20 protein-coding genes are annotated in these 25425 nt (G+C 72.4%); 14 read left to right on the plus strand and 6 right to left on the minus strand.

Translation table 11 applies throughout. The features are described 5' to 3' along the window. Positions 1–11: 11 nt before the first annotated feature. On the minus strand, positions 12–578 hold the full coding sequence (locus ACFW3L_RS03035) for a DNA-3-methyladenine glycosylase I (protein WP_378735722.1): 567 nt from the start codon (positions 576–578) through the stop codon (positions 12–14). A 138-nt stretch (positions 579–716) separates the two neighbouring features. Here ACFW3L_RS03035 and ACFW3L_RS03040 point away from each other — a divergent pair, with 138 nt between their 5' ends. The 5 genes from ACFW3L_RS03040 to ACFW3L_RS03060 all read left to right on the plus strand — a co-directional run bounded on the left by ACFW3L_RS03040 (position 717) and on the right by ACFW3L_RS03060 (position 4553). Continuing rightward, entirely contained in the window at positions 717–1283 is a 567-nt protein-coding gene (locus ACFW3L_RS03040; protein WP_378735724.1) for a GNAT family N-acetyltransferase, read from the plus strand. A 264-nt stretch (positions 1284–1547) separates the two neighbouring features. Then, the gene (locus ACFW3L_RS03045; RefSeq protein WP_378735726.1) at positions 1548–2498 is read left to right on the plus strand and encodes an ATP-binding cassette domain-containing protein; all 951 of its coding nucleotides are present in this window, start codon (positions 1548–1550) and stop codon (positions 2496–2498) included. Next, positions 2495–3274 carry an ABC transporter permease gene (locus ACFW3L_RS03050; RefSeq protein WP_352387929.1) on the plus strand — a complete coding sequence of 260 codons (780 nt, stop codon included), beginning with the start codon at positions 2495–2497 and terminating at the stop codon, positions 3272–3274. The genes ACFW3L_RS03045 and ACFW3L_RS03050 overlap by 4 nt, the downstream gene beginning before the upstream one ends. 14 nt (positions 3275–3288) lie before the next feature. Continuing rightward, complete coding sequence (locus ACFW3L_RS03055; RefSeq protein WP_378735729.1) at positions 3289–4086, plus strand: ABC transporter permease; 798 nt, start codon at positions 3289–3291, stop codon at positions 4084–4086. Positions 4087–4139: 53 nt separating this feature from the next. Next, the gene (locus tag ACFW3L_RS03060) at positions 4140–4553 is read left to right on the plus strand and encodes a glyoxalase (protein ID WP_378735731.1); all 414 of its coding nucleotides are present in this window, start codon (positions 4140–4142) and stop codon (positions 4551–4553) included. 78 nt (positions 4554–4631) lie between these two features. Here ACFW3L_RS03060 and ACFW3L_RS03065 read toward each other — a convergent pair whose 3' ends face one another. Both ACFW3L_RS03065 and ACFW3L_RS03070 read right to left on the minus strand, forming a co-directional pair. Then, positions 4632–6383 (minus strand): ABC transporter ATP-binding protein, encoded by a 1752-nt coding sequence (locus ACFW3L_RS03065; protein WP_378735733.1) that lies wholly within the window; start codon positions 6381–6383, stop codon positions 4632–4634. Further along, entirely contained in the window at positions 6380–8170 is a 1791-nt protein-coding gene (locus tag ACFW3L_RS03070) for an ABC transporter ATP-binding protein (RefSeq protein WP_378735735.1), read from the minus strand. Before ACFW3L_RS03070 ends, ACFW3L_RS03065 begins: the two co-directional genes overlap by 4 nt. A gap of 228 nt (positions 8171–8398) precedes the next feature. On the opposite strand from ACFW3L_RS03070, the gene ACFW3L_RS03075 reads away from it, so the two are divergent. Next, positions 8399–10369, plus strand: coding sequence for a M3 family metallopeptidase (locus ACFW3L_RS03075; protein WP_378735737.1), 1971 nt, complete (start codon positions 8399–8401; stop codon positions 10367–10369). A gap of 109 nt (positions 10370–10478) precedes the next feature. On the opposite strand, the gene ACFW3L_RS03080 is transcribed toward ACFW3L_RS03075, so the two are convergent. The 3 genes from ACFW3L_RS03080 to eccCa all read right to left on the minus strand — a co-directional run bounded on the left by ACFW3L_RS03080 (position 10479) and on the right by eccCa (position 16971). Beyond that, entirely contained in the window at positions 10479–11627 is a 1149-nt protein-coding gene (locus ACFW3L_RS03080) for a glycerol dehydrogenase (RefSeq protein WP_378735739.1), read from the minus strand. Positions 11628–11773: 146 nt separating this feature from the next. Next, on the minus strand, positions 11774–12949 hold the full coding sequence (locus ACFW3L_RS03085; RefSeq protein WP_378735741.1) for a S8 family serine peptidase: 1176 nt from the start codon (positions 12947–12949) through the stop codon (positions 11774–11776). Positions 12950–13020: 71 nt separating this feature from the next. Continuing rightward, positions 13021–16971 (minus strand): type VII secretion protein EccCa, encoded by a 3951-nt coding sequence (gene eccCa / locus ACFW3L_RS03090; protein ID WP_378736178.1) that lies wholly within the window; start codon positions 16969–16971, stop codon positions 13021–13023. Between the two features lie 367 nt (positions 16972–17338). On the opposite strand from eccCa, the gene eccD reads away from it, so the two are divergent. From eccD to ACFW3L_RS03130, 8 genes are all read left to right on the plus strand, one after another. After that, positions 17339–18736: a type VII secretion integral membrane protein EccD gene (gene eccD, locus ACFW3L_RS03095; protein WP_378735743.1), complete on the plus strand. Its 1398-nt coding sequence runs from the start codon at positions 17339–17341 to the stop codon at positions 18734–18736. A gap of 25 nt (positions 18737–18761) precedes the next feature. Continuing rightward, positions 18762–20213, plus strand: a complete 1452-nt coding sequence (gene eccB / locus ACFW3L_RS03100) for a type VII secretion protein EccB (RefSeq protein ID WP_378735745.1) — start codon at positions 18762–18764, stop codon at positions 20211–20213. A gap of 25 nt (positions 20214–20238) precedes the next feature. Continuing rightward, positions 20239–20568, plus strand: coding sequence for a WXG100 family type VII secretion target (locus ACFW3L_RS03105; RefSeq protein WP_357766083.1), 330 nt, complete (start codon positions 20239–20241; stop codon positions 20566–20568). Positions 20569–20639: 71 nt separating this feature from the next. Beyond that, a complete protein-coding gene (locus tag ACFW3L_RS03110) occupies positions 20640–20942 on the plus strand; it encodes a WXG100 family type VII secretion target (RefSeq protein WP_378736180.1) in 303 nt (100 codons plus the stop codon). A 127-nt stretch (positions 20943–21069) separates the two neighbouring features. Next, positions 21070–21525 (plus strand): hypothetical protein, encoded by a 456-nt coding sequence (locus ACFW3L_RS03115; RefSeq protein ID WP_378735747.1) that lies wholly within the window; start codon positions 21070–21072, stop codon positions 21523–21525. An 83-nt stretch (positions 21526–21608) separates the two neighbouring features. After that, on the plus strand, positions 21609–24749 hold the full coding sequence (locus tag ACFW3L_RS03120; protein WP_378735749.1) for a hypothetical protein: 3141 nt from the start codon (positions 21609–21611) through the stop codon (positions 24747–24749). Beyond that, a complete protein-coding gene (locus ACFW3L_RS03125) occupies positions 24670–24975 on the plus strand; it encodes a YbaB/EbfC family nucleoid-associated protein (protein WP_378736182.1) in 306 nt (101 codons plus the stop codon). Before ACFW3L_RS03120 ends, ACFW3L_RS03125 begins: the two co-directional genes overlap by 80 nt. An 88-nt stretch (positions 24976–25063) precedes the next feature. Further along, the gene (locus tag ACFW3L_RS03130) at positions 25064–25420 is read left to right on the plus strand and encodes a hypothetical protein (RefSeq protein ID WP_378735752.1); all 357 of its coding nucleotides are present in this window, start codon (positions 25064–25066) and stop codon (positions 25418–25420) included. Positions 25421–25425: the final 5 nt, after the last annotated feature.

Below are 25425 nucleotides of genomic sequence, written 5' to 3' on the forward strand. Positions count from 1 at the left end.
TACGGTAAGGATCAGGCGGGCTTGGCCGGGCAGCCCCGGAGGTGGTCGTCGACCACTCCGGTCGCCTGGAGGTAGGAGTACACGATGGTGCTGCCCACGAAGTTGAAGCCGCGCTTCCTGAGGTCCCGGCTGAGCCGGTCGGACAGGGCGGTGGTCACCGGCACCTCCTCCGGGACGGTCCAGTCGTTGACCACCGGCGTGCCCTCGACCCACCCCCAGAGATAGGGGTCGAAGCCGCCGAACTCCTCGCGGACCCGCAGGAAGGCCTGGGCGTTGCGCACGGCGGAGGCGACCTTGAGACGGTTGCGGACGATGCCGGGGTCGGCGAGGAGCCGGTCCGTCTCGGCCGGTCCGTAGGCCGCGATCCGCTCGACGTCGAAGCCGTCCATGGCGTTCCGGTAGTTCTCCCGCTTGTTCAGCACCGTCGACCACGAGAGACCGGCCTGGGCGCCCTCCAGGACGAGCATCTCGAAGAGGTAGGTGTCGTCGTGTGAGGGCCGCCCCCACTCGTGGTCGTGGTACTCGGTCATGAGCTCGGAGGCGTTCCGGGCCCAGGCGCAGCGGTGGAGGTCGGTCATGGGTGCTCCTCGAAGCGGTGTGCGGACGGGCTCCCATCGTCGCGGAGACCGGTGACGGTCGGTGCGAAACCGGTGCTCAGAGGCAGGGGAAAGGGGAAACACGTTGTGCGGACCGTGCGGCCGGGAAAGGATGGAGGGGTGACAGACGCGCCGAGTTCCCCGCCGCCCCGTTCCACCGCCCCCACGGTGCGGCTGGTGGAGATGACCGAGCCCGTGCTCGCCGCGCTCGCGGAGGGGGACACGGTGACCGCCAGCGCCCACGTGGGCGTCGAGCTCGGTGAGCACTTCGCCACCGAGGAGATGCGCTGGCTGAGCCGCTACCGCCTCGGTCAGATCCAGGCCGTGCCCAGCCGCGCCGGGTGGCTGACCAGCGTGGTCGTGGACGACGAGCACGGAGTGGCGGTGGGCCACGCCGGGTTCCACGGGCCGCCGGACGAGCGCCGGATGGTCGAGATCGGGTACTCCGTGGTGCCGGAGCTGCGGCGCCGGGGCTACGCGCGGGCCATCCTGACCGAACTGCTCCGCCGGGCCGACGCGGAGCCGGAGGTCGCCGTGGTGCGGGCCTCGATCCGGCCGGACAACGCGGCCTCGAACGCCACCATCGCCGGGTTCGGCTTCGAGCACGTGGGCGAGCAGTGGGACGACATCGACGGCCTGGAGCTCATCCACGAACGTCCGTCCCCGCGCCCGGACCCCGCTCCTTAGGGGACCCCGACCGCGACGACCCGGGGCGCCCTCACGTGAGGCCCGGTCGAACGGCGGACCGGCGCTCTCGGGTACGTCTCCGCACCGGCCCGACCGTGGACACGGGGCCTGCCGCGACGTGCTGAGGCGCGCGCCGCGAGCCCCGGTCGGACCCCGGGGAGGCGTCCTCGGCTACCGTCTGACCCGTGCCCTTCCCCCACGGCGCGCCCCTGCCCACGGCTGCCCGCTCCGATCCCGCCCCCACCCCCACGGAGGAGTCAGCACGTGAGTGCCCTCGACATCAGCGGTCTCAGGCGCGTCTACCAGCGCAAGGGGCGTGACCCCCTGGAGGCGCTGCGCGGGATCGACCTGGAGGTCCCCGAAGGCGAGGTGCACGGGCTCCTCGGCCCCAACGGCGCGGGCAAGACCACGCTGTGCAAGATCATCTCCACGGTCCTGCTCCCCACCTCCGGAACCGTCCGGGTCCTCGGACACGACGTCGTCACCGGCACCGCACGGGTCAAGAGCTCCCTGGGGATCGTCTTCGGCGGGGACAAGGGCGCCTACGACCGGCTCACCGCACGGCAGAACCTCACCTTCTGGGCCTCGGTCTACGGGCTGAGCGGGGCCCGGCGCCGCCGCAGGGTCGAGGAACTCCTCGAACGCGTGGGCCTGGCGGACCGCGCCAGGGACCGGGTCGGCGGGTTCTCCCGGGGCATGAAGCAGCGGCTCCACCTGGCCCGAGGGCTGGTCTCCGACCCCGGGGTGCTCATCCTGGACGAGCCCACCGTGGGCATGGACCCGGTGGCCGCACGCGACTTCCGCACCCTGGTGGGGGAGCTGCGCAGCGGCGGCACCACCATCCTGCTGACCACGCACGACATGGCCGAGGCGGCGGCGCTCAGCGACCGGGTCTCCCTCATCGATCAGGGCGCACTGGTGATGACCGAGACCCCGGAGACCGTCGGTGACCTGGTCTCCGCCTACGAACGCGTGGACGCGCGCGGGGTCCCCGAACCGCTCCGGCAGCGGTTGGGCGCCCTGCCGGGCGTGGTGTCGGTGACCGGAACCGAGGACGGGCTGACCCGGGTGGAGACCGAGACCCCGCGGGCCACGCTGGCGGTCCAGCGCGCGCTGGTCGACGCCGAGATCCGCGACGTCTCCCTGAGTCGCCCCACCCTGGAAGAGGTGTACCTGCACCTGGTGGGCGACCGGGGGATGGCGGTGGACCGGTGAGGCGGCTGCCGATCTCCTTCGCCCTGGGCTTCGGGTTCCAGACCCGGGCCATGTCCCGCAGCGCCGACACCTACTTCACCCTGGTCGGGACCCCGTTCACCACGGCGGTGCTGATGTCGATGGTCCTGTACTCCGGCCGGTCCGACCTCGCCGCCTACGCCGTGGTGGCCCCCACCCTGATGTCCCTGTGGACCGCCGCCCTGATGTTCTCCGGCGAGATGATCAGCGAGGACCGGGAGAACGGCCGACTGGAGCCGCTGGTGGCCTCCCCGGTCGCCCTGCCGTCCCTGGTCTTCGGGCGCCTGTGCGGGGCGATGCTCGTCTCGCTGCCCGCCTTCGCCCTGGCGGTCCTGGTGGCGGGACTGGGCTTCGGCCACTGGATCACCGTCCACCATCCGGTGGTGTTCCTCCTGGCCATGGTGGCCACCGCGCTGGGCACCGCCGCCACGGCCAGCGCGCTCTCGGCCCTGTTCCTCGCCACGCCCAACGCCAGGATCGTGCAGAACACCCTGTCCATGCCCATGTTCCTGCTGGCCGGGGTGATGGTGCCGGTGGCGCTCTACCCCGGCTGGGTCGAGGGCGTGAGCCGGGTGCTGTACCTGTCCTGGGCCGCCGACCTGTTCCGCGACTCACTGACGCCCGCGCCGGTCGAGGCGGTCGCGCTCCGTCTGCTCACCGTCCTGGCCCTGGGGGCGCTCGCCCTGGCGGTGGGCTCGTACACGCTCGTCCGCTTCCTCCGGCGCGCCCGCGCCGAGGGCACCCTGGCCCGCGTCTGATGAGGGGAAGAACGGTGATCTCGCCCGTTCGGGCCGCGCGCACGGTGCTCCACAGCGCGGTCATCGCCCGAGCCGACTTCCACGCCTTCTACACGTGGCGGACCTGGTTGTTCGGCTGGCTTGTCCGGCTGCTGTCCCAGGTGGTCTTCTACAGCGCGGTCGGCGCGCTCGTCGGGGATCCGGAGTACACCCGCTACGTCGTCCTGGGCGCCGCGCTGACCCTCTGCGTGGCCGAGGCGATGTTGGCGGTGGCCTCCACCTGCTGGGACCGCCAGGCGGGCACGATGGGGCTGCTGGCGGCGTCACCGGTCGAACCCGGCCCGCACTACTTCGGTCGCAGCCTGGAGATGCCGGTCTCCGCGATGGTGACCACCTCGATCGCCCTGCTGGCCGTCCCGCCGTTCTTCGGTATCGGCTGGACGTGGTGGCAGGTCCCCCTGCTGGTCGGGATCGTCATCCTGACCTGCCTGTCCACCTACTGCATGACGCTGCTCGTCGCCTCCGCCGCGCTGGTCTTCTCCGAGGCCCGCAACGTGATCAGCACCGTGACGACGGTGAGCGTGACGGCGATCTGCGGCGCGATGGTACCGGTCTCGTTCTGGCCCGCCCCGCTCCAGTGGGTGGCCCAGACCCTCCCGGTCACCCACGGGCTGGCCGCCGTGCGGGCGGTCGAGGCGGGCGCCCCGGCGGTGACCGTCCTGGCCTCCGTGGGGCTGATGCTCCTGGCCGCCGCCTGCTGGCTGTCCCTCGCGATGCTGGCCTTCCGCCAGATCTTCGCGCGGGCCCGTACCGGGAACGGGATCCTCGACTGAGAGCCCCTCCCGGTGATCCTCCCGACCCGTTCCCCCAAGAGAGACGCGACAGTATGGCTGACTCCCACCCCGACCCCCGGGACACGGCTCCGGACACCTCCACCGGGTTCGGCTTCGGCCTGCACCACGTCCTGATCTGCCTGCCCCCGGGCGGTGAGGACGCGTGCCGGTCCTACTACGTGGACGTCCTCGGCTTCGTCGAGGTCGCCAAGCCCCCGGCCCTGGCCGCGCGCGGGGGCCTGTGGGTCCGCGCGGACGGTCTGGAGATCCACCTGGGAGTGGAAGAGGACTTCACCCCCCAGCGCAAGGCCCACCCCGGCATCCTCGTCCGGGAGCTCGACACCCTCGCGGAGCGGATCACCTCGGCCGGATACGCGATCACCTGGGACGAAAACCTCCCGGGCCACCGGCGCTTCCACACCTTCGACAACCACGGCAACCGGCTGGAGTTCCTCACCCCGGCCTGATCCGGCCGTGGTGCCGCCGAGGCCACCGTCCCGAACCCGCCCCGCCCAAGGTGCGCGGGCCGGGGAGGGGTACGGCGGTCAGTCGGTGCCGTGCCAGGAGCTCCACAGGGCGGCGTAGGCTCCGCCCGCCGCGATGAGCTCGTCGTGCGAGCCCAGCTCGGTGACGCGCCCGTCCACGACCACGGCCACCCGGTCGGCGTCGTGCGCGGTGTGCAGCCGGTGCGCGATCGCGATCACGGTCCGGCCCTCCAGTACCGCCGCCAGCGACCGCTCCGTGTGCCGCGCCGTCCTCGGGTCCAGCAGGGAGGTGGCCTCGTCCAGCACCACCGTGTGCGGATCCAGCAGCACCACGCGGGCCAGCGCCACCTGCTGGGCCCGGGCCGGGGACAGGGCCTCGCCGCCCGAACCCACCCGGGTGTCCAGGCCGTCCGGGAGCTCTCGCGCCCAGTCGGCGTCCACGGCGTCGAGGGCGCGCGCCAGGGCGGCGTCGTCCACGTCGGCGCCCTCGGCGGCGGCGATCGCCAGGTTCTCCCGCAGGGTTCCGGTGAACACGTGGTGTTCCTGGTTGACCAGGACGATCCGTTCGCGCAGCACCCCAGGGGAGAGCTCGGAGACGGGCACCCCGCCCAGCGACACGTGCCCGGAGCCCGGCGCGTCCGCCCCCGACAGCAGACGGCCGAGGGTCGTCTTACCCGCCCCGGACGGCCCCACCACGGCCAGCCGTTCCCCGGGGCGCACGCTGAGGTCGATCCCGCGCAGCACGTCGTGGCCGGGCACGTAAGCGTAGCGGACACCGGACAGTTCGATCCGGTCGTCCGCCGGAAGCCGACCCCCGTCCGACGACTCCTCCGGCAGCCGCTGCACGCCCCTCAGCCGGGCGAACGACGCCCCGGCGCGCTGGAGCTCCTCGAGCCGCTGGGTGACGCCGATCATCGGGTCCACCATCTGCTGCACGTACAACAGGCAGGTCACCAGGGTGCCGAGGCCGATCCCGCCGTCCAGGTACAGGGCTCCGCCCACCAGCAGGGTGACGGAGACGGGCAGCACGAAGACCGATTCCGCGACGGGGAACAGCACCGACCGCAGCCGCAGACTGCCCCGGCGGGCCCGGTACAGGACGCCGACGTCCCGGTCGGTCACCCCACGGCGGTCCGCCTGGACGCTCAGGGCCTCCACGGTGCGACCGCCCTCGGCGGTGGCGGTGGTGCCCTCCAACGCGGTGGAGAGGGCCGTCCCCTCGGCCAGGTAGGTCTCGCGGGAACGCCTCAGGTACCAGCGAGCGGCGGGCCACACCAGGGGGAAGCCGAGCAGCGCGCACAGCCCCAGCAGCGGGTGCAGCCAGGTGATCGCGGCCACCAGCACCAGGATCTGGAGCAGGCCCATGCTGATCTCCGGCAGAGCCCCGCGCAGGCTGGCGCCCACGTTCCCCACGTCGGCGGAGACGCGCGTGGTGAGGTCGCCGGTGCCCGAGCGCTCCACCACCCGGGTCGGCAGGGACAGCACACGTCCCACGAAGTCCTCACGCAGGCGCCGCAGGACGTCCTCCCCGAACCGGTAGACGGCTCGGCGCGCGTACCGGGTGAGCAGGAGCTGCACGAAGGCGGCCGCGAGCACGCCGGCGGCGAGCAGGTCCACCGTCCCCAGGGTGGCGGTACCCGCCTGAACCCTGTCGACGATCCGGCCCAGGAGATACGGGCCGACCAGCCCGGCGCCGGTGGCCAGACAGGTCAGCAGGACCACCCGGACCACCCGCCCGCGCTCCGCGCGCAGCAGCAGGAGGGCATCCCGGCGGACCTGGGCGCGGTCCGCCACCGGGAGTGCGTGGTTCATCGAGGGGTCCCTTCGTCGTCGGCGCCGCCCCGGCCGTTCTCGTCGTCGGAGGCCCCACGGAAGACCAGCGTCCGGTAGTCCGGTCGGTCGAGCAGCTCCCCGTGGGTGCCGACCGCCGTGACCCGCCCGTCCACGAGCAGGACCACCAGGTCCGCCCGGTCCAGCAGGAGCGGCGAGGTGCCCGCGACCACGGTGGTGCGGCCCGACCGTGCCTCGTGCAGCCGCTCGGCGATGGTCGACTCGGTGTGCGCGTCCACGGCGGAGGTGGGTTCGACCAGCAGCAGCACCTCGGGGTCGAAGAGCAGGGCCCGGGCCAGTCGGACCCGCTGGCGCTGCCCGCCGGAGAGGTTGCGGCCCTGCGGCTCGACGGCGGAGTCGAGCCCGTCCGGCATCGAGGTGACCACGTCGTCGGCGCCCGCCACGTGCAGGGCGGTCCCGATCTCGGCGTCCGTGTGGTCGCCGTGCGGGTCCAGGACCTCGCGCAGCGCCCCGGCGAACAGGTAGGACTCGTTGTCGGACACCAGGACGCGTCGGCGCACCTCCCCGATCTCCACGTCGCGCAGCGGGATCCCGCCCCACCGGGTGTCGGAGGCCGTGTAGCGGCCGAGCCGGTCAACGACGTCCGCGGCCCCGGTGTCGGCGGAGACGAGGGCGGTGGTCAGGCCCGGTGGGACACGCACCCCGGAGACGGGTTCGACCAGCTCCGCGCCCTCCTCAGGGCCGGGCAGGTCCCGGCCGCTGCCGGTGGGCGGGGGGTCGAGGGTGAGCAGGCGGAGGGTCCGGCGCACGGACACCAGGCCCTCGATCACGGCGCTGGCCCCCTCGATGAGGAAGAACACCGGCAGGATGAGGATGGCGACGTAGGCGTAGACGGCGACGGTCTCGCCCACGGTGATCTGCCCGTCCACCGCCAGACGCGCGGCCACCCAGGTGACCGCCCCGAGGAAGACCACCGGCAGGCAGGCGCTGACCGCGTGGAACCAGCTGGTGGTCTCGCTGACCCGGTAGCCCTGGTGCAGCAGCTCCCTGGACCGGTCCTCGTAGCGGCGGGCGAAGTGCTCCCTGCCGCCGATCCCGCACAGCACCCGCAGGCCGGACACGATGTCGGCGGCCAGCGCGGTGGTGCGCCCCTGGTGCTCGCGGTAGACCGTCTGGTGGCCGTGCAGCCGCCCCATCAGCGGGCCGACCACCGCGGCCAGCACCGGGACTCCCAGCACGACGATGACGGCGAGCAGCGGCGAGATGGTGAACAGCAGGACCGAGACGCCCGCGTAGGCCACGACCGATCCCACCCCGGGTCCGGTCAGGGTGAGGATGTTGGCGATCCGCAGGACGTCCGAGGCCTGCACCGTGGAGAGCTCACCCGAGGAGACCCGGCGGGACAGGGACGCGCCCAGCACCGTGGAGTGACGGGTGAGCACGCGCATGGTCCGGTGCGCGGCGTCCGTCCTGACCAGGGACATCGTCCGGTGTCGCAGGATCGACACGGTCGCGGTGGCCACGGCCGCGACCGCGGCGATCCCGGCCCACAGGACGAGGGCGTGTGAGTCCTCGGCGCGCAGGCCGTCGTCGATGGCGCGGGCGAGCAGATAGGGCGGGAACACCAGCCCGAGCATCCACAGGGTGCCGTAGAAGGAGCCCCGCAGCACCCGCCACGGCTGGGAGGCGATCAGCCACCACACGTAGTGGAGGGGGCCCCGCAGGTCGGGATCACCGGTGGGCGGAAGGGCCGAGCGGAGGAGCGGGCGAGTCCCCCAGGGGCCGGGGACACCCGTGGTCTCGGTCAACTGACACCTCCGTGTGCGCTGGGTCACGACCATCCAACCAGGGGGCGGGGACCTGCGCGGGACGAGGCCCCGAGGCGCCCGCGCGGCCCAGGCCGGACCCGCCCCAGAACAGCGCGGGACCCGGACCCGGTGACGGGCCGTCAGCCCTGGGTAAGGGGGTGACAGGCGCTCGGCGGCAGGGTAGAACGGCACGAGCGTCCACCCTCAAGAACCGAGGAGCACCACCCCTTGACCGTCAACCCGTTCCTGTCCCCCAGCGAACTGCCCTACCGTCTTCCCGACTTCGCGGCGATCCGCGAGGAGCACTTCCTGCCCGCCTTCGAACAGGGCGTGGCCGAACACCTCGCCGAGGTCGACGCGATCGCCCGTGACCCGGAGCCCGCGACCTTCGACAACACCATCGCCGCCCTGGAGCGCTCCGGTGCGACCCTCCGGCGGGTGGAGGTCGTGCTCAACACGCTGACCAGCTCCGACGCCACCGACGGCATCCGTGAGATCGAGAAGCAGGTCGCACCCCGCGCCACCCGGCACCGGGACGCCATCTCCCTCAACCGCGACCTGTGGGCGCGCATCCAGCAGGTCAGCACGGACGACCCGCAGGAGGCCTGGCTGCTGGAGCGGTACCGCCTCGACTTCGTCAACGCCGGGGCCGACCTCGGTGAGGAGGAGCAGGAGCGGCTGCGCGAGCTCAACGCGCGCCTGGCCGAGCTCGGCACCGAGTTCTCCCGCAACGTCGTCCGCGCCACCGGCGAGTCCGCCCTGGTCACCACCGACGTCTCCGACCTCGACGGCCTGGACGAGGCCCGGATCAGCGCGATCAGGCAGGGCGACGAGTACGTCCTCCCGCTGCTGAACACCACTGTGCAGCCCGCGCTGGCCCAGCTCACCAACCGGGCCACCCGCGAGCGCCTGTACACCCTCAGCGCCGAGCGGGCCCCGGAGAACCTGGAGATCGGCGCCCGCATGGCCGAGCTGCGCGCCGAGCGCGCCCGGCTGCTGGGCTACCCCGACCACGCCGCCTACAAGGTCGCGGACCAGACGGCGAAGACCGTCGAGGCGGTCGAGGAGCGGCTCGGCCAGCTGGTCGGCCCGGCCCTGCGCAACGTCGAGAAGGAGGCCGGGGTGCTCGCCGAGCACGCCGGGCACGAGATCGAGCCGTGGGACTGGCCGTACTACACGGAGCAGGTCCGCAAGGCCCGCTACGACTTCGACGAGAGCGTGCTGCGGCCCTACTTCGAGCTCGGCCGGGTGATCGAGGACGGCGTCCTCCACGCGGCGACCCTGCTCTACGGCGTCACGTTCACCGAGCGCCCGGACCTCGCGGGCTACCACCCCGACATGCGCACGTGGGAGGTGTTCGACGGCGACGGGACCCCGCTGGGCCTGTTCCTGCTGGACCCGTACGCGCGCCCGACCAAGCGCGGCGGCGCGTGGATGCACAACCTGGTCGACCAGTCGTACCTGCTGGACGAGCGGCCGGTGGTGGTCAACAACCTCAACGTCGCCAAGCCCGTCTCCGGGCCCACCCTGCTCACGTTCGACGAGGTGGAGACGGCCTTCCACGAGTTCGGCCACGCCCTGCACGGCCTGCTGTCCGCGGTCCGGTTCCCCCGGGTCGAGGGCACCAGCGTGCCGCGTGACTTCGTGGAGTTCCCGTCACAGGTCAACGAGATGTGGGCGCTGTGGCCGGAGGTCCTGTCCCACTACGCGCGGCACCACGAGACCGGTGAGCCGGTGCCCGCCGAACTCGTGGAGCGGCTGACCGCCGCCAGCCAGTTCAACCAGGGCTTCGGCACCTTCGAGTACCTGGGCGCCGCGCTGCTCGACTGGGCCTGGCACCGCCTGGCCCCCGGCGAGACCGTCGAGGACCCGGCGGCCTTCGAGGCGCGTGCCCTGGAAACGGCCGGTGTACTGCACCCGCTGGTGCGTCCCCGGTACCGGAGCGCGTACTTCCAGCACATCTTCTCCGACGACGGCTACAGCGCGGGCTACTACTCCTACGTGTGGAGCGAGGTGCTGGACGCCGAGAGCGTCGAGTGGTTCAAGGAGCACGGCGGGCTCACCCGCGCGGGCGGCGACAGCTTCCGGGAGAAGGTGCTGTCCCGGGGCGGGAGCGTCGACCCGATGGAGGCGGTCACCGACTTCCTCGGCCGCGAGCCCGGGATGGGCCCCCTCCTCACCCGCAAGGGCCTGAACTAGGCAGCAGGGCCGGAGCCGGGAGGCCCGAAGCACCCCGGCCCGTACCGGCGGGGCCCGAGCCGGGGTGTCCCCCCGCGGCCCGCTCGACGGCGGGTCGCGGGGGCCGGGCTCAGCCCTTCGGCGCGCGGGGCTCACCCAGACCGGCGCGCCTCCGCACCCGGCGGCCGACCCCCTCCACCGCGCGCAGCGCGTCCCGGACGTCCCGGTGCGAGGGGGTGAACGGCAGGTTGTGGATGGTCTCCTCCGGGGCCGTCGCGGCCGCGACCACCCGGTCCAGCAGCGCGTCGTCGGCCTTCCCCAGCCCGGCCTCGGTCAGGGTGGTGGGCAGACCCGCCCTGGCGGTGAACTCCGCGAACTCCTCCACCTCGGAGGTGGGCGCGCCCTCCAGCAGCAGCTGGGTGAGGGAACCGATGTTGACCTTCTCGCCGTGCGCGAGGTGGTGGGTCTCGTCGACCGCCGTGAGGCCGTCGTGCACCGCGTGCGCGGCGGCGAGGCCGCCCGACTCGAACCCGAGGCCGGAGAGCAGCGTGGTCGCCTCCACCACCGCCTCCACGTCCGGGGTGACCAGGTCGTGGTCCACGGCGTCCAGCGCCGGGAGCGCGGACTCCCACAGGATGTCCCAGGAGAGCCGGGCCAGGGCGGTGCCCGCGCGGGTGGGACGTCCCTCCACCATGTTCGTGGCGTCGGTGCCGCGCAGGGCCCGGGCCTCGATCCAGGTGGCCAGGGCGTCGCCCACCCCGGCGGCCAGGAACCGCGTGGGAGCCTGGGCCACCAGTTGGGTGTCGACCACCACCAGGGCCGGGTTGCGGTCGTAGAAGCGGTAGGACTCGAAGGCGCCCTTCTCGGTGTAGACCACGGAGAGGGCGGAGGTCGGGGCGTCGGTGGAGGCCACCGTGGCGGCGCTCACCCAGGGGACTCCGGCGTTGGCGCCCGCGGCCTTCGCGGCGTCGATCGCGGCGCCGCCGCCCAGACCGACGATCACGTCGTGGTCCTGTGACCGGATGACCTCACCGACCCGCTCGGACTCGGTCCTGGTGGGTACACCCCCGAACCGCTCGAAGGTCAGCGGCACCCCGGCCTCCGCGAAGGAGCGCTCCAGTGTCGCGCCGACCAGCCCCCGCACGACGTCGTCGGTGAGGACCAGCGGCCTGCTTCCCACGCCTCCGACCAGTGAGCCGAGCCGCTCCATCGCGCCCCGGCCCTGGACGTAGCGGCCGGGTGAGGCGAAGACGCGCAGGGACGGAGTGTTCTGGGCCATGGGAGTTCCCCCTGTGGTTGGTGGTTCTCCTCCCGGCCTGGCCGGTGGACGGGCCACCCAAACGTCCCGCACCACAGGTTGCCCTGTTCTTTGCCCCACACCACCGGACGCGCCCCCACCCGGGTCGGGGCGCGGGCGCGGCGGTCTCAGGCTGTCGCGGCGGCCTCGGCCTTGGCCCTGCGACGGCGTACGGCGGCCGCCCCGACCGCGCAGATCGTCACCAGGAGGGCGGTGCCGCCGACCACGGCCATGACACGACCGCGCGTGGGCTCCCTCGGCAGGTCCAGGGCGAACTGCTCGGCCTCGACCGCGTCCCCCGAGCGCGGCCCCATCTGTCTGGTCAGCGCCCCCACCGGGTCCAGGAACCCCGTCCCGAAGGCGGCGCCGGCGTCCGGGTAGGCCGACAGCACGAGGCGCTCGGCGGTCTGCGCCGCGCTCAGCCCGGGATCGTGGGAGCGCACCAGGGCGGCCACACCGGCCACGAACGCCGCCGCGACCGCGTCCCCCTCCGCGACCGCGTGCCCGTCCCCGCCCGGCGCCAGACTCATCACGGACTGGCCGGGCGCGCTGAGGTCGGGCGCCGAGATACGACCGTCCGCCGTGGCGGGCGGCGGCATCAGCGGCGCGCCCTCCGTACCGGTCGCCGTCACCCCCAGCACCTCGCTCCGGGTCGCCGGAACCGCCGCGTAGGCGTCCCGCTGGACCATGGCCGTGGACGGCGCCACCACCAGGACGTCCTCCTCCACGGCGGTGTCCACCGCCGCTTCGAGCCCGGAACTGCCCAGGGGGACGGCGACGCCCACCAGCACGACGTCCGCTCCGCCGAAGACCGCGTCGGTGATCCCCTCCGCGACCGCGTCGGCGTCGGCACCGCCCCAGTCGTCCGTGACCGGCACCGACAGCACGCGGGCCTCCGGGGCCACCCCGACGAGGCCGCTGTCCGGCTGGGGCCGGGCGGCGACGATCCCGGCCAGGAAGGTCCCGAACCCGGTGCAGTCCTCACCGGCCCCCTCCACCACCCCCTTGAGGGCGGCGGAGGAGTCGTCCACCGCCGAACCCACGACGGCCACGGTCGTTCCGGCCCCGGAGGAGGCGGACCGCGCCCGGGGGAGGCCCAGGGCGTTCTCGGTCCACAGCTCCTGGTCCACCGTCTCCTCGGAGGACGGCACGCACTCGTCCCCCACCAGTTCGGGTGCCACCTGGGGCAGGGCGGGCGCGACCTGGTCCGCCGCCGCGGGCGCGGCCGCCACCAGGAACAGCGCGGCCGTCAGACACACCCCAGCCCCGAACCGAAGCCGCTTCCGTTCCGCTCCGTTCGACACGGGGCCTCCCGTTCCTCTCCACCGACCGCGCGGCGGTCGCTTCATCGTCAGGGCCACTCCACGGACACCCGTCAGCCGCGGGCGTCCGCCTCCTCGGTCTCGGGGTCGAGCGCCAACTGCACCTTGACCGGGTCGCGCCGGTCGAAGCGCAGCGCACGCCCCGGAGGCAGACGCTGCGGGCGCAGCGATCCGAACAGCACGCCCTCGGAGGGCGGGCAGGACAGCACCATGCTGGGGGTGTTCGCGTCGATGAGCATCCGCAGCGCGGGCTCGCCCATGGCACGGCTGAAACCACCCGCGCCGCGCGCCAGGATCAGGTGGAACCCGATGTCGGCGCCGTGGGGCAGCATCTCCATGAGCGGGGACAGGGGCCCGCCACCACCCGAGGAACTCAGCAGGTCGTAGTCGTCGATGACCACGAACAGCTCGGGCCCGGTCCACCACGAGCGCTCGCGCAGCTGCTCCGGAGTGACCTCCGGGCCGGGCAGCCGGGGCTTGAGCGCCGCGGCCGCCGCCATCATCATCTCGCGGGCGCTCTCACCGGTCACCGCGTAGCCGAGGCGCTGTTCCTCGGGGATCGCGTTGAACAGACCGCGTCGGGGGTCCACCACGACCACGCGTGCCTCGGTGGCGCTGTACCGCTCCCGGATGGTGCGGGTGACCAGGCGCAGCAGGTTGGTCTTGCCGCTCTCGTTGTCACCCACCACCAGCATGTGGGGCAGCACCGAGAAGTCGTGCCACAGCGGCTCCAGACGGCGCTCCTCCAGACCCAGCGCGATCTTCGGGCCGTCCTCGGGGGGCGGCAGGTCCGACGCCGGAAGCGACAGGGGCAGCAGCCGCACCTGGGGAGCGGACGGGCCGTCCCAGCGCTCTCTGACCGCCTCCACGACACCGGCCACGGAGGCCTCCGGCCCCTCCTCCATCTGGGGGAGGGTGGACAGGAAGTGCTTGTACTCGGCGGTCAGGCCGCGACCGGGGATCCGGGGGACCTTCTCGGCCTGGCGCATGTTGATCGCGGAGTCCACCGCGTCGCCCAGACGCAGCTCGAACCGGGTGACCAGCAGGTCACGCAGGCTCGACTGCACGTCCGCCCAGCGCGGCGAGGCCACGATCAGGTGGATGCCGTAGTTGAGGCCGCGCTGGGCGATCTGCGTGATCTCCGCGATGAGGTCGATCATGTCCGAGCGCACCGTGGCCCAGCCGTCGATGACCAGGAACACGTCACCGTAGGGCTGGTCGGAGAACTCCCCGGCCGCCCGACGCCGCCGGTAGGCGCTGATCGAGTCGACGCCGTGCTCCGCGAAGAACTGCTCGCGGCGCCCCAGCAGCGCGGTCATCTCCGCGACGGTACGGGTGACGCGTTCGAGGTCCATGCGCCCGCAGATACCGCCCACGTGCGGCAGGTCCGCCACTCCGCGCAGCGTGCCGCCGCCGAAGTCCAGGATGTAGAACTGCACCTGCTCCGGGGTGTTGGTGAGCGCCAGCGCGGTGATCAGCGAGACCAGGAGGGTGCTCTTGCCGCTCTGCGGACCACCGATGACGGCGGTGTGCCCGCCCGCGCCGCGCAGGTCGGCGGTGAGCGGGGTGCGCAGCTGCTCGAAGGGGCGGTCCACCAGGCCCACCGGCACCGACAGCACCGGCTCGGCACCCCACGCGGGCAGCGAGGTCGCGCCCGCCGACCGCAGCATCTCCGCCACGGTGGGGGCCTGGTCCAGGGGAGGCAGCCATACCTGGCGTGCGGGCGGACCGACGTCGCGCACCGCTTCCAGCGCGGTCTCCAGCAGGCTCGTGTCCGACTCCTCCACCGGCTCCGGCTCGGGCTCCACGGGTGAGGCGGGCGGCCCGGCCACGTACCCGGGCAGGAACGGGGTGATCTCGCGGGCGGCGGTCGACGCCCGGGCCGCGCGGCGCTTGGCGCGGTAGGGGCCCGAGACGTACGCGGCCTTGAACCGCGTCAGCTCCTCGGTGTCGGACTTGAGGTAGCCCGATCCCGGTGCCGGGGGGAGCTGGTGGGCGTCGGCCACACCGAGCACGCCGCGGCTCTCCATCGCGGAGAACGTGCGCAGCGCGATCCGGTAGGAGAGGTGGCTCTCCAACTGGTGCATGCGGCCCTCGTCCAGCCGCTGGGAGGCCAGCAGCAGGTGCACGCCCAGGCTTCGGCCCAGACGGCCGATCATGACGAACAGCTCCATGAAGTCCCGGTGGGCGGCGAGCAGCTCGCTGAACTCGTCCACGATCACGAAGAGCGTGGGCATGGGCTCCATGGTCGGGTCGCTCCGGCGGCCCTTCTCGTACTCGTGCACCGAGCTGAAGTTGCCCGCCGAGCGCAGGAGTTCCTGGCGGCGGATCAGCTCGCCGTGCAAGGCGTCCTGCATGCGTTCCACGAGGGAGGTCTCGTCGGCCAGGTTGGTGATCAGCGCCGAGGTGTGGGTCAGCCCGTCCAGGCCGATGAACGTGGCGCCGCCCTTGAAGTCCACCAGGACGAAGTTGAGCTTCTCGGAGGAGTGGGTGAGCGCGAGGGACAGCACGAGCGTGCGCAGCAGCTCGCTCTTGCCGGAACCGGTGGCGCCGATCAGCATCCCGTGCGGGCCCATCCCGCCCAGCGCCGACTCCTTGAGGTCCAGTTCCAGGGGAGCCCCCGAGGCCGCGATGCCGATGGGCACCCGGAGGCGGCTCTCCGGGCGCTCGCGCTCCCACTCGCGGGCGGCGTCCCAGGTGTGCAGGTTCGGGATGCCCAGCAGGGTGGTGAGGTCGAAGTCGGTGGTCAGCGGTTCCACCACGTCTGCGGCGACGCTGACGCGGTAGGGGGCCATCATACGGGCCAGGGAGCGGGCCCGGGGGAGGTCCAGGGAGTCGGGCCGACCGAGGTGGGAGAAGGATTCCCGCCCGGAACGGTCCAGCTCACACATCTCCATGGAATCCTTTTCGACCCGTAGTGAGAGTGTGTGAGGCGCCCCGTCCCACATGCGCTCGATGCCCACTTCGATCACGATCGCGTTGCGAAAGCCTCCGCTGAGCAATCGTGAACCTTGCGGCACGGATCCGCCGTCGACGATGATGACGGTGAACGGCTCGTCACGCCCGGGCACGGCCTGAGGGTCGAAGGGCGGCCGGTCCGCGAGCTCGGGACCGACGAGTCTTTCCAGCTCAATGGCGTCGGAGGCGATCAGTCGGACGGGCCCCGCACCGTCCCGCTCCGTCGGGTGCATGCAATGGGGGAGCCATTTCATCCATTCCCAGTCCGCCATTCGCTCATCGTTCACACAGGCGACCACACGCAATTCGTCCGGCGCGTGAAAAACTGTGACCTGTCCCACGAGTGCGCGCACCATTGCACGGATGGTTTCGGTTTCACCGCGCAGACCCAGATGCGCGAATCCCCGTAGATAAAGCGAGACCGGCAAGTCCGCGACGGTGCCGTAGGCGTTGATGAAACGGCGCAGCGCGTGCGCGCAGAGCGGTTCCAGGTCCTCCACCGGCTTGGTCGACAGCGGGGCGATGCGCGTCTGGAGGGGCTGCTCGCCCACGCCGATCCGGATCTCCGCGAAGTCGTCGTGTGCCCCGCGCCGCTCCCACAGCCTGCTCGTACGCACCAGCGACCACAGGGCGTCGGGGTCGGGTCCGTTCCACGCGCGGGCCTCACGCTGGGCGACCACGACCTCCCGCACCCGGCCGCGCATCTGGCCGAGATAGCGCAGGTAGTCCCGGCGGTCGCCGGAGAGCCGACGGCTGCGTTCGATCCGGACGCGCAGGATCTGGCCGCCCACCATCGCCACCGCTCCGACGAGCATCATGCCGCCCGCGATGAAGGGCATGGCAGTGCCCAGGGCGCCGCCCCCGCCGGGCCGGATGAACATCATCACCATCGCGAGCGAGCTCAGCGCCATCGGCAGGTACATGAAGACCCCCGAGATGCTGTTCTCCTGCTCAGGGAGGACCGGGGGTTCCTGGAGGGAGAGCTCGCCCTCGGGCGGCTCGGGGCCGGGTCGACGCGCCGGCCTGCGGACGAGGATGGTGCTGATCAGCGTGTCCCTTCTCTTTCCCCTGGTCAGAAGGTTCTCGAACCAGGGGCGCCGGGCGGACCGACCGGGGGGTAATTCCGACGGGCTCGAATGGAGGAACCCCAGAGCCGGATTCGGTCTCCGGGGCGGGGCCGGGGCGCTCAAATGAGCAAAGGTATCTCCGAGCCAGAGTTTTCCGAAACGTCATGACCGGAATTCCGGAAGTGATGCTACTCTATCCCAGCATTTCCAGTTCGGGTGCGCCGTGCCCCTGCCCCCGGGTGTTCCGCCGAGGAATGGCGCAGCCCGGCCCTTCTCCCCCTCCACGGGTGTCTTTATCCCCCACCCGTAATCCGACCCAGCCACTGTCGTCCAGCGAGGAGGACCGATGTCGGACGTCGTCTCCGCCGATCTCTGCCGCCTGGTCGTGCGCGCGCCCAACGCCTCCTTCGAGATCGCCGTTCCGTGCGACCTGCCGCTGGCCGAGCTGCTGCCCACGTTCCTGCTCTACGCCGAGAACGAGAACGAGGACCTCGACGAGAGCGGACTCGAACACGGAGGGTGGGTGCTCCAGCGACTGGGCTCACCCCCGCTGGACGAGTCCGAGACCGCGGAGACGCTCGGCCTCACCGACGGCGAGACCCTCTACCTGCGCGAACGCGCGGACCAGATGCCGGAGATCCACTTCGACGACCTCGTCGACGGCGTGTCCGACACCCTGTCCGAGCGCGCCGACGGGTGGGGGCCGCGCGTCGCCAGGCGCACGCTGACCGGCACCGCCGCGGTGGGCTTCGCCGGAGCCCTCGCCCTGCTGATGCTGCTCGGCCCCACCTGGATCGCCGGCACCACCGCCGCCGCCACGGCGCTGCTTCTGCTGCTCGCGGCCGGGGCCGCCGCCCGTGCCTTCGACGCGCCCGTCGCCGGTGCCGTCACCGGAGGCTCCGCCGTGCTGTTCATGGCCTTCGCCGGATCCACCCTGCCGGGCGGCGACCCCAGCAACGCCCTGATCGGGGCGCGGATGCTCTCGGGCGCCTCGACGGCGACCGGAGCGGCGGTCCTGGCGATCGCCGCCGTCGCCGCCTGCCTGCCGTTCTTCACCGCCATCATCGGCACGGCCCTGTTCACCGCCGCCGCCGGCGCCCTGCTCATGTTCTGGGACAACGCCCCGCCGCCCGGAGTCGCCGTCTCGGCCGCCGCCCTGGTGCTGCTGCTCTGCTCGTTCGCCCCGGCCCTGGCCTTCCGCCTGGCGGGCATGCGCCTGCCTCCGCTGCCCGACGGCGTCAGCCAGCTCGGTGAGTACATCGACCCCCACCCGGCCCGCGACGTGCGCACGCGCACCAAGCGCGCCGACCACTACCTCGGCGCCCTGCTCGCCATCGTGGCCGTGGTGTGCGCCGTCTCGATGACCGTGCTGGCCGCCCACCCGAGCGGACTGGCCTCCACCGCGGGCGTCTGCGTCGCCTTGATCCTGCTGCTCCAGTCGCGGGGGCTCAGCGGTGTGTGGCACCGCGTGTGCCTGTTGGCCTCCGGCGTGTACGGGCTGGTGGCGATGGCCGTGGGAGGCGGCCTCGTGGGCGGTGACACCGCTCGCATGGTGCTGTTCGGCCTGCTGCTGGTCGCGGCACTCGGGCTGCTCCTCGCCGCCTGGTCCGTGCCGGGCACCCGCCCCATCCCGCACTGGGGCCGGGCGGGGGAACTCATTCAGAGCCTCGCTGCCATCGTCCTCGTGTGCCTGATCCCGGGGAACCTCGGGCTGCTGGCGTTGATGAGGGGGATCGGCGGATGACGCGTAGCGGAAGGCGGGTGGTCTGATGCAGACCCGTCGCGACCAGGTACAGGCGCACTCGTTCATGGTGCGCCGTCTCTCCACGGCCATGGCCGCCGCCGCGCCGGACGCGGCCGAGGAACCCCTGCGCCGTACCCGGAACGGCGCCTTCATCGGGCTGATCCTCGCGGTGCTGCTGTGTGTGGGCTTCCTCGTCTTCGGCCTGATCTTCCCGGGCGGCTCCACCTCGTGGCGCAACGAGGGGACCCTCGTGGCCGTCAAGGGCGGCGCGGGCCGCTACGTCTTCTCCGACGGAGTGCTCTGGCCGGTGTCCAACCAGGCCTCGGCCCTGCTGCTGGCGTCCAACCCCAAGCCGGTCCAGGTCGCCGCCGACTCGCTGGAGGGCACCCCCGTCGGATCCCCGCTGGGCATCGCCGGGGCCCCCGACGGACTTCCCGCCGCCGACGCGGAGGGCCCCATGGTCTGGCAGGTGTGCGCCACCACCGTCAACACCGGGGACGGCGTCGAGACCCTCACCTCGCTCACCCTGGGCCGGTCGCCGTTCGGCTTCCCCGTCGAGGCGGACGACGGCGTCCTCGTCCGGGGGCCGGGCGGCGGGGTCCACCTGCTGTGGAAGGGCAACCGCCTCGCCATCGACGAGGAGAACGGTGCCCTGGAGTCCCTGGGGTACGGCACCGCGGTGCCCCACCCCGTGGCTGCCTCCGTCCTGGACGGCGTGCCCGCCGGACCCGCGCTCTCCGCGCTCGACGTCGACGGCCGGGGCGAGGACGGGCCGCGCGTCAGCGGTGCGGACACCCGGGTGGGACAGGTCTTCAGCGTCCCGGCCACGGAGGGCGGCGCCGAGCAGTTCTACGTGCTCACCCGGGACGGACTGACCCCCACCGACGCCACGCACGCCCGTCTGCTGCTGGGCCACCCGCTCACGGTGGAGGAGGCCTACGGGGGCGGTGAGGCGGCGCCGGTCGAGCTGACCGTCAACGAGCTGCGCTCGCACCTGTCGGGCGAGGAGCCGGTGACCGGTGACGGCCTGCCCGCCACACCGCCGCCGCTGACCGACCCCCAGGGCGCGGCGCTGTGCGTCATCGACCAGGGAGACGGAGCCCTGGCGCTCGCGCTCACCTCCCCGGCGGACATCGGCGGCCGCGCCGCGCGGCCCCCGGCGGGCAGCAGGGCCGCCTGCACCGCCCCCGACCTCATCGACATCCCGTCCGGGGAGGGCGGCCTGGTCAGAGCGGCCCCGGCCGGAGGGGCGGCGCTGCGAGGCTCCTACTTCCTGGTCACCGACACCGGGGCCAAGTACCCGGTGCCCGACGCCAAGGCCGCCGAGACGCTGGGCTACGCCCCCGGCGGGGCCTCCGCGGTCTCCACCGCCCTGTTGGACCTGCTGCCCACGGGGCCCGACCTGACCCCGCAGGCCGCCGCGGAACCCGTCGGCGCCCTCGCGGAACCGGGGGAACCCCGGTGCCTTTCCGACTGACGCCCCACAGAACCAGGAGACTCCCATGTCGATGATGCGCAGTACCGACCAGGCGATGCGGACCGGCCGCGACGCCATGGAGACGGCCCACACCACGTGCAACGGCGTCTACACCAGCGTGGACGGCGTGCGGGACCTGCTCGGCGGCAACTGGCAGGGCGGCGCGGCCACCCAGTACGACACCGCGCTGGTCAAGTGGCTCGAGGAGCTGCGCCTGATCACCAACGACATGAACGACATGATCGGCATCCTCGGCGGCACCGAGCGCAACTTCCACGCCATGGAGGACGAGAACATGCTGTCCGCCAACTGGATCACCCAGCTCAACCCGAACCAGGCCGACGTCGCTCGCTGACCTGATCCGACCCCCCACCCGATTCGCACGCCTCCGCCACCGGGGGCGCACCATCGAGAGAAACCGGAGCCATACCCGTGGACGGATTCGAGATCAAGTACAGCGGTGCTGACGACGCGGGCATCGACCTGCGGAAGCAGACCGACATCATCGAGCAGGCCATCAACGAGCTGGACGCCAAGGTCCAGGCCGTCAAGTCCGACTGGATCGGTGAGGCCTCCGAGCAGTACGACCAGCGGCTGCTGTCCTGGCGGCGCAACGTCGCCGACATGCGCGCGCTGCTGGGCCACGCGCAGGTCTCCCTGGGCGACATCACCGAGCGCTACCGGCGCGGCGACCTCCAGGAAGCCGGGAACTGGAACGCCCGCCGCTGACCGGCACCCTCGGCCGCGGTCGCTGAGCCGGTCCGGCGGCGCCGCGGCCGAGGGAACACCGCACCACACCGGATGACGCCGCACCGCGGCTTGACGAAGAGCTGGACAGGAGAGGACGGGGCAGGACGTGTCAGAGGAGAAGACCAAGGTCACGCTGGACTACCTCAAGACGTTGCAGACGGCGCACATCGATCCGCTTCGGGAGAAGGTCTCGAAGATCAAGACGCAGGCGGCCGAGTTCTACCCGGGTGGCGAGGGCGCCTCCGCACCCAACGTGCCCTTCGGGAATCCGAAGCTCCTTGACTACGCGGGCGGACTCTCCTCGGAGGTCGGCACCGTGCTGTCGCAGTTCACCACCCTGATCACCGACCTGGAGACCCGCCTGGTCGGGATGTCCGCCGGGATCCGGAACAGCGCCATCACCTACGAGGAGTTGGAGTCCGACGCGGAGCTGGACGCCACCCAGGTCGGCCAGATCATGTCCAACGGTGCGCCCACGGGCGGCGGTGGCGGCGGTGGCGGTAACGGTGGCGGCGGCAACGGCTCCAACGATTCGCCCAACGAGACGCCCGAGTCGTCCTGAGCCGAGGCCCTCGGCACAGCGTCCGTCCGCTGCGTCCCCCCGAGCACCCCTTCGCCCCACGAACCCGCCCCTGAGGAAACTCCATGGCTGACGAGGACCTCCCCGAGAAGGAGGGGACCGACCCCGCGGTGCCCGACGGTACCGCCGAGGTCAAGGAGATGGCCCACGCCATCAACGCCTTCGCCGACGAGGACGACAAGGGATCGGCCCCTCCGATGGGCTCCGCCCAGGCGGTGAAGGACACCAACTGGCTGAGCAACTACTTCTGGAACGTCAACAACCCCAAGAGCGCGGACGAGTGGTTCGGTTTCGACAGCCGGGCCTCCGATGCCGAACAGCTCGGCGGTTACGAGTGGGGTTTCGCGGTCTACTCCGGTATCCACATCAACGACGCCGTCAAGGACACCGACGGCACGGTGTGGGGCAACTTCATCGACCGGATGCGCACCATCCTCAACGCCGCTTCCGGTCCCGGGACGGGAACCTTCAACAGCAGTGTCCTCAGCCGCATCGAGACCGACCTCGGCGACTTCCGGGACTTCTCCACCGCCCGCTACGACGAGATGTGGGCCCTGGCCGAGGAGATGAAGCCGGGCAACGAGAAGTTCGAGGGCGCCGGAGCGGAGGCCCTGCGTGGGTACCTCAGGAAGCTGGCCCTCGAGTTCCAGAACATCGCCACCTACGTCGAACCGGCCATCGGAGCCGTGAACTCGGCGCGCCTCGCCGCCAACCCCACCTACCTCCAAGCGGTGATCGGCGCCTTCAACACCTGGCAGAGCAGCTCCGACCGGAGTCCCCGCTCGACCATCCGCAACTGGTGGGAGGAGCAGCGGGACAAGGTCACCTGGGAGGACAGCATCATCAAGATCCGCGGTATGCGGACTGATGAGAAGGCCACCTGGGAGACCTTCGAGACCGAGATCAAGGAACGCTGGTGGGACAACCTGGCCGACCTGCGCAAGGCGGCCACGGAGGGTATCTCCACGGTCTCGACGACCTACAACACGTCCGCGGCGGAGATCCTGCCCTTCACTCCCGTCACGGTCACCCCGCCCGGTGGCGGTGGCGGTGGTGGCGGCGGTGGTGGCGGCGGTGACGAGAACGGTCCCCCCTCGGTGGACGAGATCCTCGAAAGGCTGTTCGGCGGCGGCGATGGCGACGGCGACGGCAGCGGTGGGGGCGGTGACGGTGACGGTGACGGTGACAACCGCTCCATCCAGGACATCATCGACGAGTACCTCAACGGCGGCAGCGGTGAGGGCGGCGGTGGTGGAGGCGGTGGTGGCGGCGACGGCAGCGGTGGCGGCGGAGACGGAAGCGGCGGTGGGGACGGCAACGGGCCCTTGGGCGACGGCCGCACCATCGACGAGATCGTCGAGGAGTACCTGAACGGTCAGGGCCCCAACAGCGGAGGGTCGGACATCCCCGAGGGCGGCGGACCCGTGCCCGGAGGTTCGGGCGAGCTCAACGGACCGCCCTCGCCCGGGTCGGGTGACCTCAACGGTCCGCCGAGCCCGCCCGGTTCGGACACCCCGGACGGGCCACCCCTCACCCCTGTCGGCGGGTCGATGACCTTCGATGGAGGTGGTGGGGGCTCCGGTGACGGCGTGGGCGGACCCGGCGGAGGCCCCCTCGACGGGATCGGCGGCGACCCCTCCTCCTCGGGCGGGGGCGGCGGGTTCATCCCGCCACCGGTGGCGCCCGGCATGGGCAGCCTGGGCGGCGGTGGTGCCGGCGGCGGCTCGAACAACTCGGGACGCCGGGAGCAGGGGACCCCGCTCCCCGACGGCAGCGCCCTGCTCCCGGACGGCAGCACACGTCTGCCGGACGGCACCGTCGTGAGCCCCGACGGCAGCACGCGCCCGCCGGACGGCAGCGGGCGGATCCCTGAGGGGAGCACGCCACTCCCGGAGGGGAGCGCCCGGCTCTCCGACGGCAGCATTCGGCTACCTGACGGGAGCGTCCTGAACCCCGACGGCTCACGGGCCGAGGGCGGCAGCGGCGATCCCTCCAACATCGGGGGCCCGCCCCCGGGCGGTGTCGGTGATCTCGACTTCTCCTCCTCCACGGGCGGAGCGGGCGGCAGCGTGCCGCCGCCCCCGGCTCGCGTCCCCACCGGGGGCGACCTGGACCTCTCCTCGGGTGGTTCGGGCGGGGGCGGAAACGGGCCCGGTTCTCCGGTTCCGGGTGGGTCCGGTGAGATCGGTGGTCCGGGTAACGCGGACCGGCCCGGGCTGCCGGACACCCCGATCATGGGTGGTTCGGGCGGCAGCGGTGACGGGCCCGGGTCTCCGGTTCCGGGTGGGACCGGTGAGATCGGTGGTCCGGGCAACGCGGATCGGCCCTCGCTTCCCGATCCCCCCGCCCTGGGTGGTTCCGGCGGCAGCGGCAACGGTGACGGGCCCGGTTCTCCGGTTCCGGGTGGGTCCGGTGAGATCGGAGGCGGCTCCGACCGGCCCTCGCTCCCCGATCCCCCCGTCCTCAGCGGCGGTTCCGGAGGCGGCGGGGGCAGCGGCTACCCGTCGCCCGGCGGCATCGGTGGTCCGGGTGACCTGAGTTCCTCCGGCCCGGGCTCGGGCAGCGGCGGCGGCAGCGGGTACCCGGGTCCCGGCGGCATCGGTGGTATCGGCGGTCCCGGTGACCTGAACTCCGGCTCCGGCTCCGGCTCCGGCCCGGGGTCGGGCGGCGGCGGGATGACCCCCCGCGCTGACTCGGGTTCCGTGGGCGGCGGTGCCGACGGCGGCGGAGGCGGCCGGGGCAACGGACCGGGTGGGACCAGCCCGTTCGGCAACTTCGGCGGCGGCCAGGGAGACGGCTCCACGACGGGCGGAGGTCCTGGCACCCCCGGGGCGCCCGGCACACCGGGCACCCCCGGTATGCCCATGATGCCTCCGGGCGGCATGGGAGGCGCCGGTGGTGGTGGCGGTGGCGGCGGACAGGAGCGCAGCCGCACCACGTGGCTCTCCGAGGACGAGAAGGTGTGGGGCACCACCGCACGGGGCGGCCCCGCCTCACTGGGACGCCCCGGAACGCGAAAAGACAAGGGAGTGAGCAGCGTTGGACATGTCCCTGCAGGGTCAGATGGAGAGGTCTCTCGAACAACTTCGTCAGACCCAGGAGCGGCTGGCGGAGGCAAGCGCAAACCTGGAGTCGGTTACCGCCGAAGCGGTGTCCAAGGATCGGATGCTCAGCGTGACGGTGAACGCCAGAGGCGAGATCGCTGAGATGAGGTTCCACACCGAGAAGTACCGGATGATGGCGCCCGCCGAACTCGCCGCGGCCGTCATCGAGGTCGTCGAACGAGCCCGGCGCGACGTCGCCCAGCAGGTCTCGACGTCCATGGGCGGGCTGGTTCCGGGCGACTCGGCGGCGCGTGAGCAGGCGGTGGCCGGAGACCCCTCCGCCCTGCTGGAGGAACTGGGCCTGGGCAACGTGCACCCGCCCAGGTGACATACGGCCGGGTGCGGGGAGGGGGTTCCTCCCCCTCCCCGCACCCGGCCGCGACGACGCAGACAGACAGGACGAGTAAGGAGGGGCCATGTCGGAACGCATCTCCATCGACCCGGAGGCGGTCGCCAGGGACGGTGCCGATATCCACGAACTCGCCGCCTACGTGCGGGGGATCGACCAGTGGTTCACCACCTCGAGTGATGCCCTGGGTGAGTGCTGGGGCGACGGCGACGCCGTCGCCAAGTCGTTCGAGAAGAACTACGTCCCCAACCGGGACGGGTTCGCGGTCTTCCTGAAGACGCTCGGCACGGCGTTCGAGGACACCGCCGAGGCCACCATCAACACCGCCAAGCAGTTCGGCCGCTCCGAGCAGTACGGCATCGACACCGCGGCGCGCCTGGGCGGGATCCAGGGCGGCCTCGGTGGTACCAGCGGGAGGCACTGACCTCC

This window comes from Nocardiopsis sp. NPDC058789 (assembly GCF_042745575.1).
GTDB classification, from domain to species: domain Bacteria; phylum Actinomycetota; class Actinomycetes; order Streptosporangiales; family Streptosporangiaceae; genus Nocardiopsis; species Nocardiopsis eucommiae.

What these genes read in the sequence shown, in the direction of transcription:
- ACFW3L_RS03035 (WP_378735722.1), bottom strand. Translation starts at nt 578, where the DNA reads ATGACCGACCTCCACCGCTGCGCCTGGGCCCGGAACGCCTCCGAGCTC.
- ACFW3L_RS03060 (WP_378735731.1), top strand. Translation starts at nt 4,140, where the DNA reads ATGGCTGACTCCCACCCCGACCCCCGGGACACGGCTCCGGACACCTCC.
- ACFW3L_RS03065 (WP_378735733.1), bottom strand. Translation starts at nt 6,383, where the DNA reads ATGAACCACGCACTCCCGGTGGCGGACCGCGCCCAGGTCCGCCGGGAT.
- ACFW3L_RS03080 (WP_378735739.1), bottom strand. Translation starts at nt 11,627, where the DNA reads ATGGCCCAGAACACTCCGTCCCTGCGCGTCTTCGCCTCACCCGGCCGC.
- eccD (WP_378735743.1), top strand. Translation starts at nt 17,339, where the DNA reads ATGTCGGACGTCGTCTCCGCCGATCTCTGCCGCCTGGTCGTGCGCGCG.
- eccB (WP_378735745.1), top strand. Translation starts at nt 18,762, where the DNA reads ATGCAGACCCGTCGCGACCAGGTACAGGCGCACTCGTTCATGGTGCGC.
- ACFW3L_RS03105 (WP_357766083.1), top strand. Translation starts at nt 20,239, where the DNA reads ATGTCGATGATGCGCAGTACCGACCAGGCGATGCGGACCGGCCGCGAC.
- ACFW3L_RS03120 (WP_378735749.1), top strand. Translation starts at nt 21,609, where the DNA reads ATGGCTGACGAGGACCTCCCCGAGAAGGAGGGGACCGACCCCGCGGTG.
- ACFW3L_RS03130 (WP_378735752.1), top strand. Translation starts at nt 25,064, where the DNA reads ATGTCGGAACGCATCTCCATCGACCCGGAGGCGGTCGCCAGGGACGGT.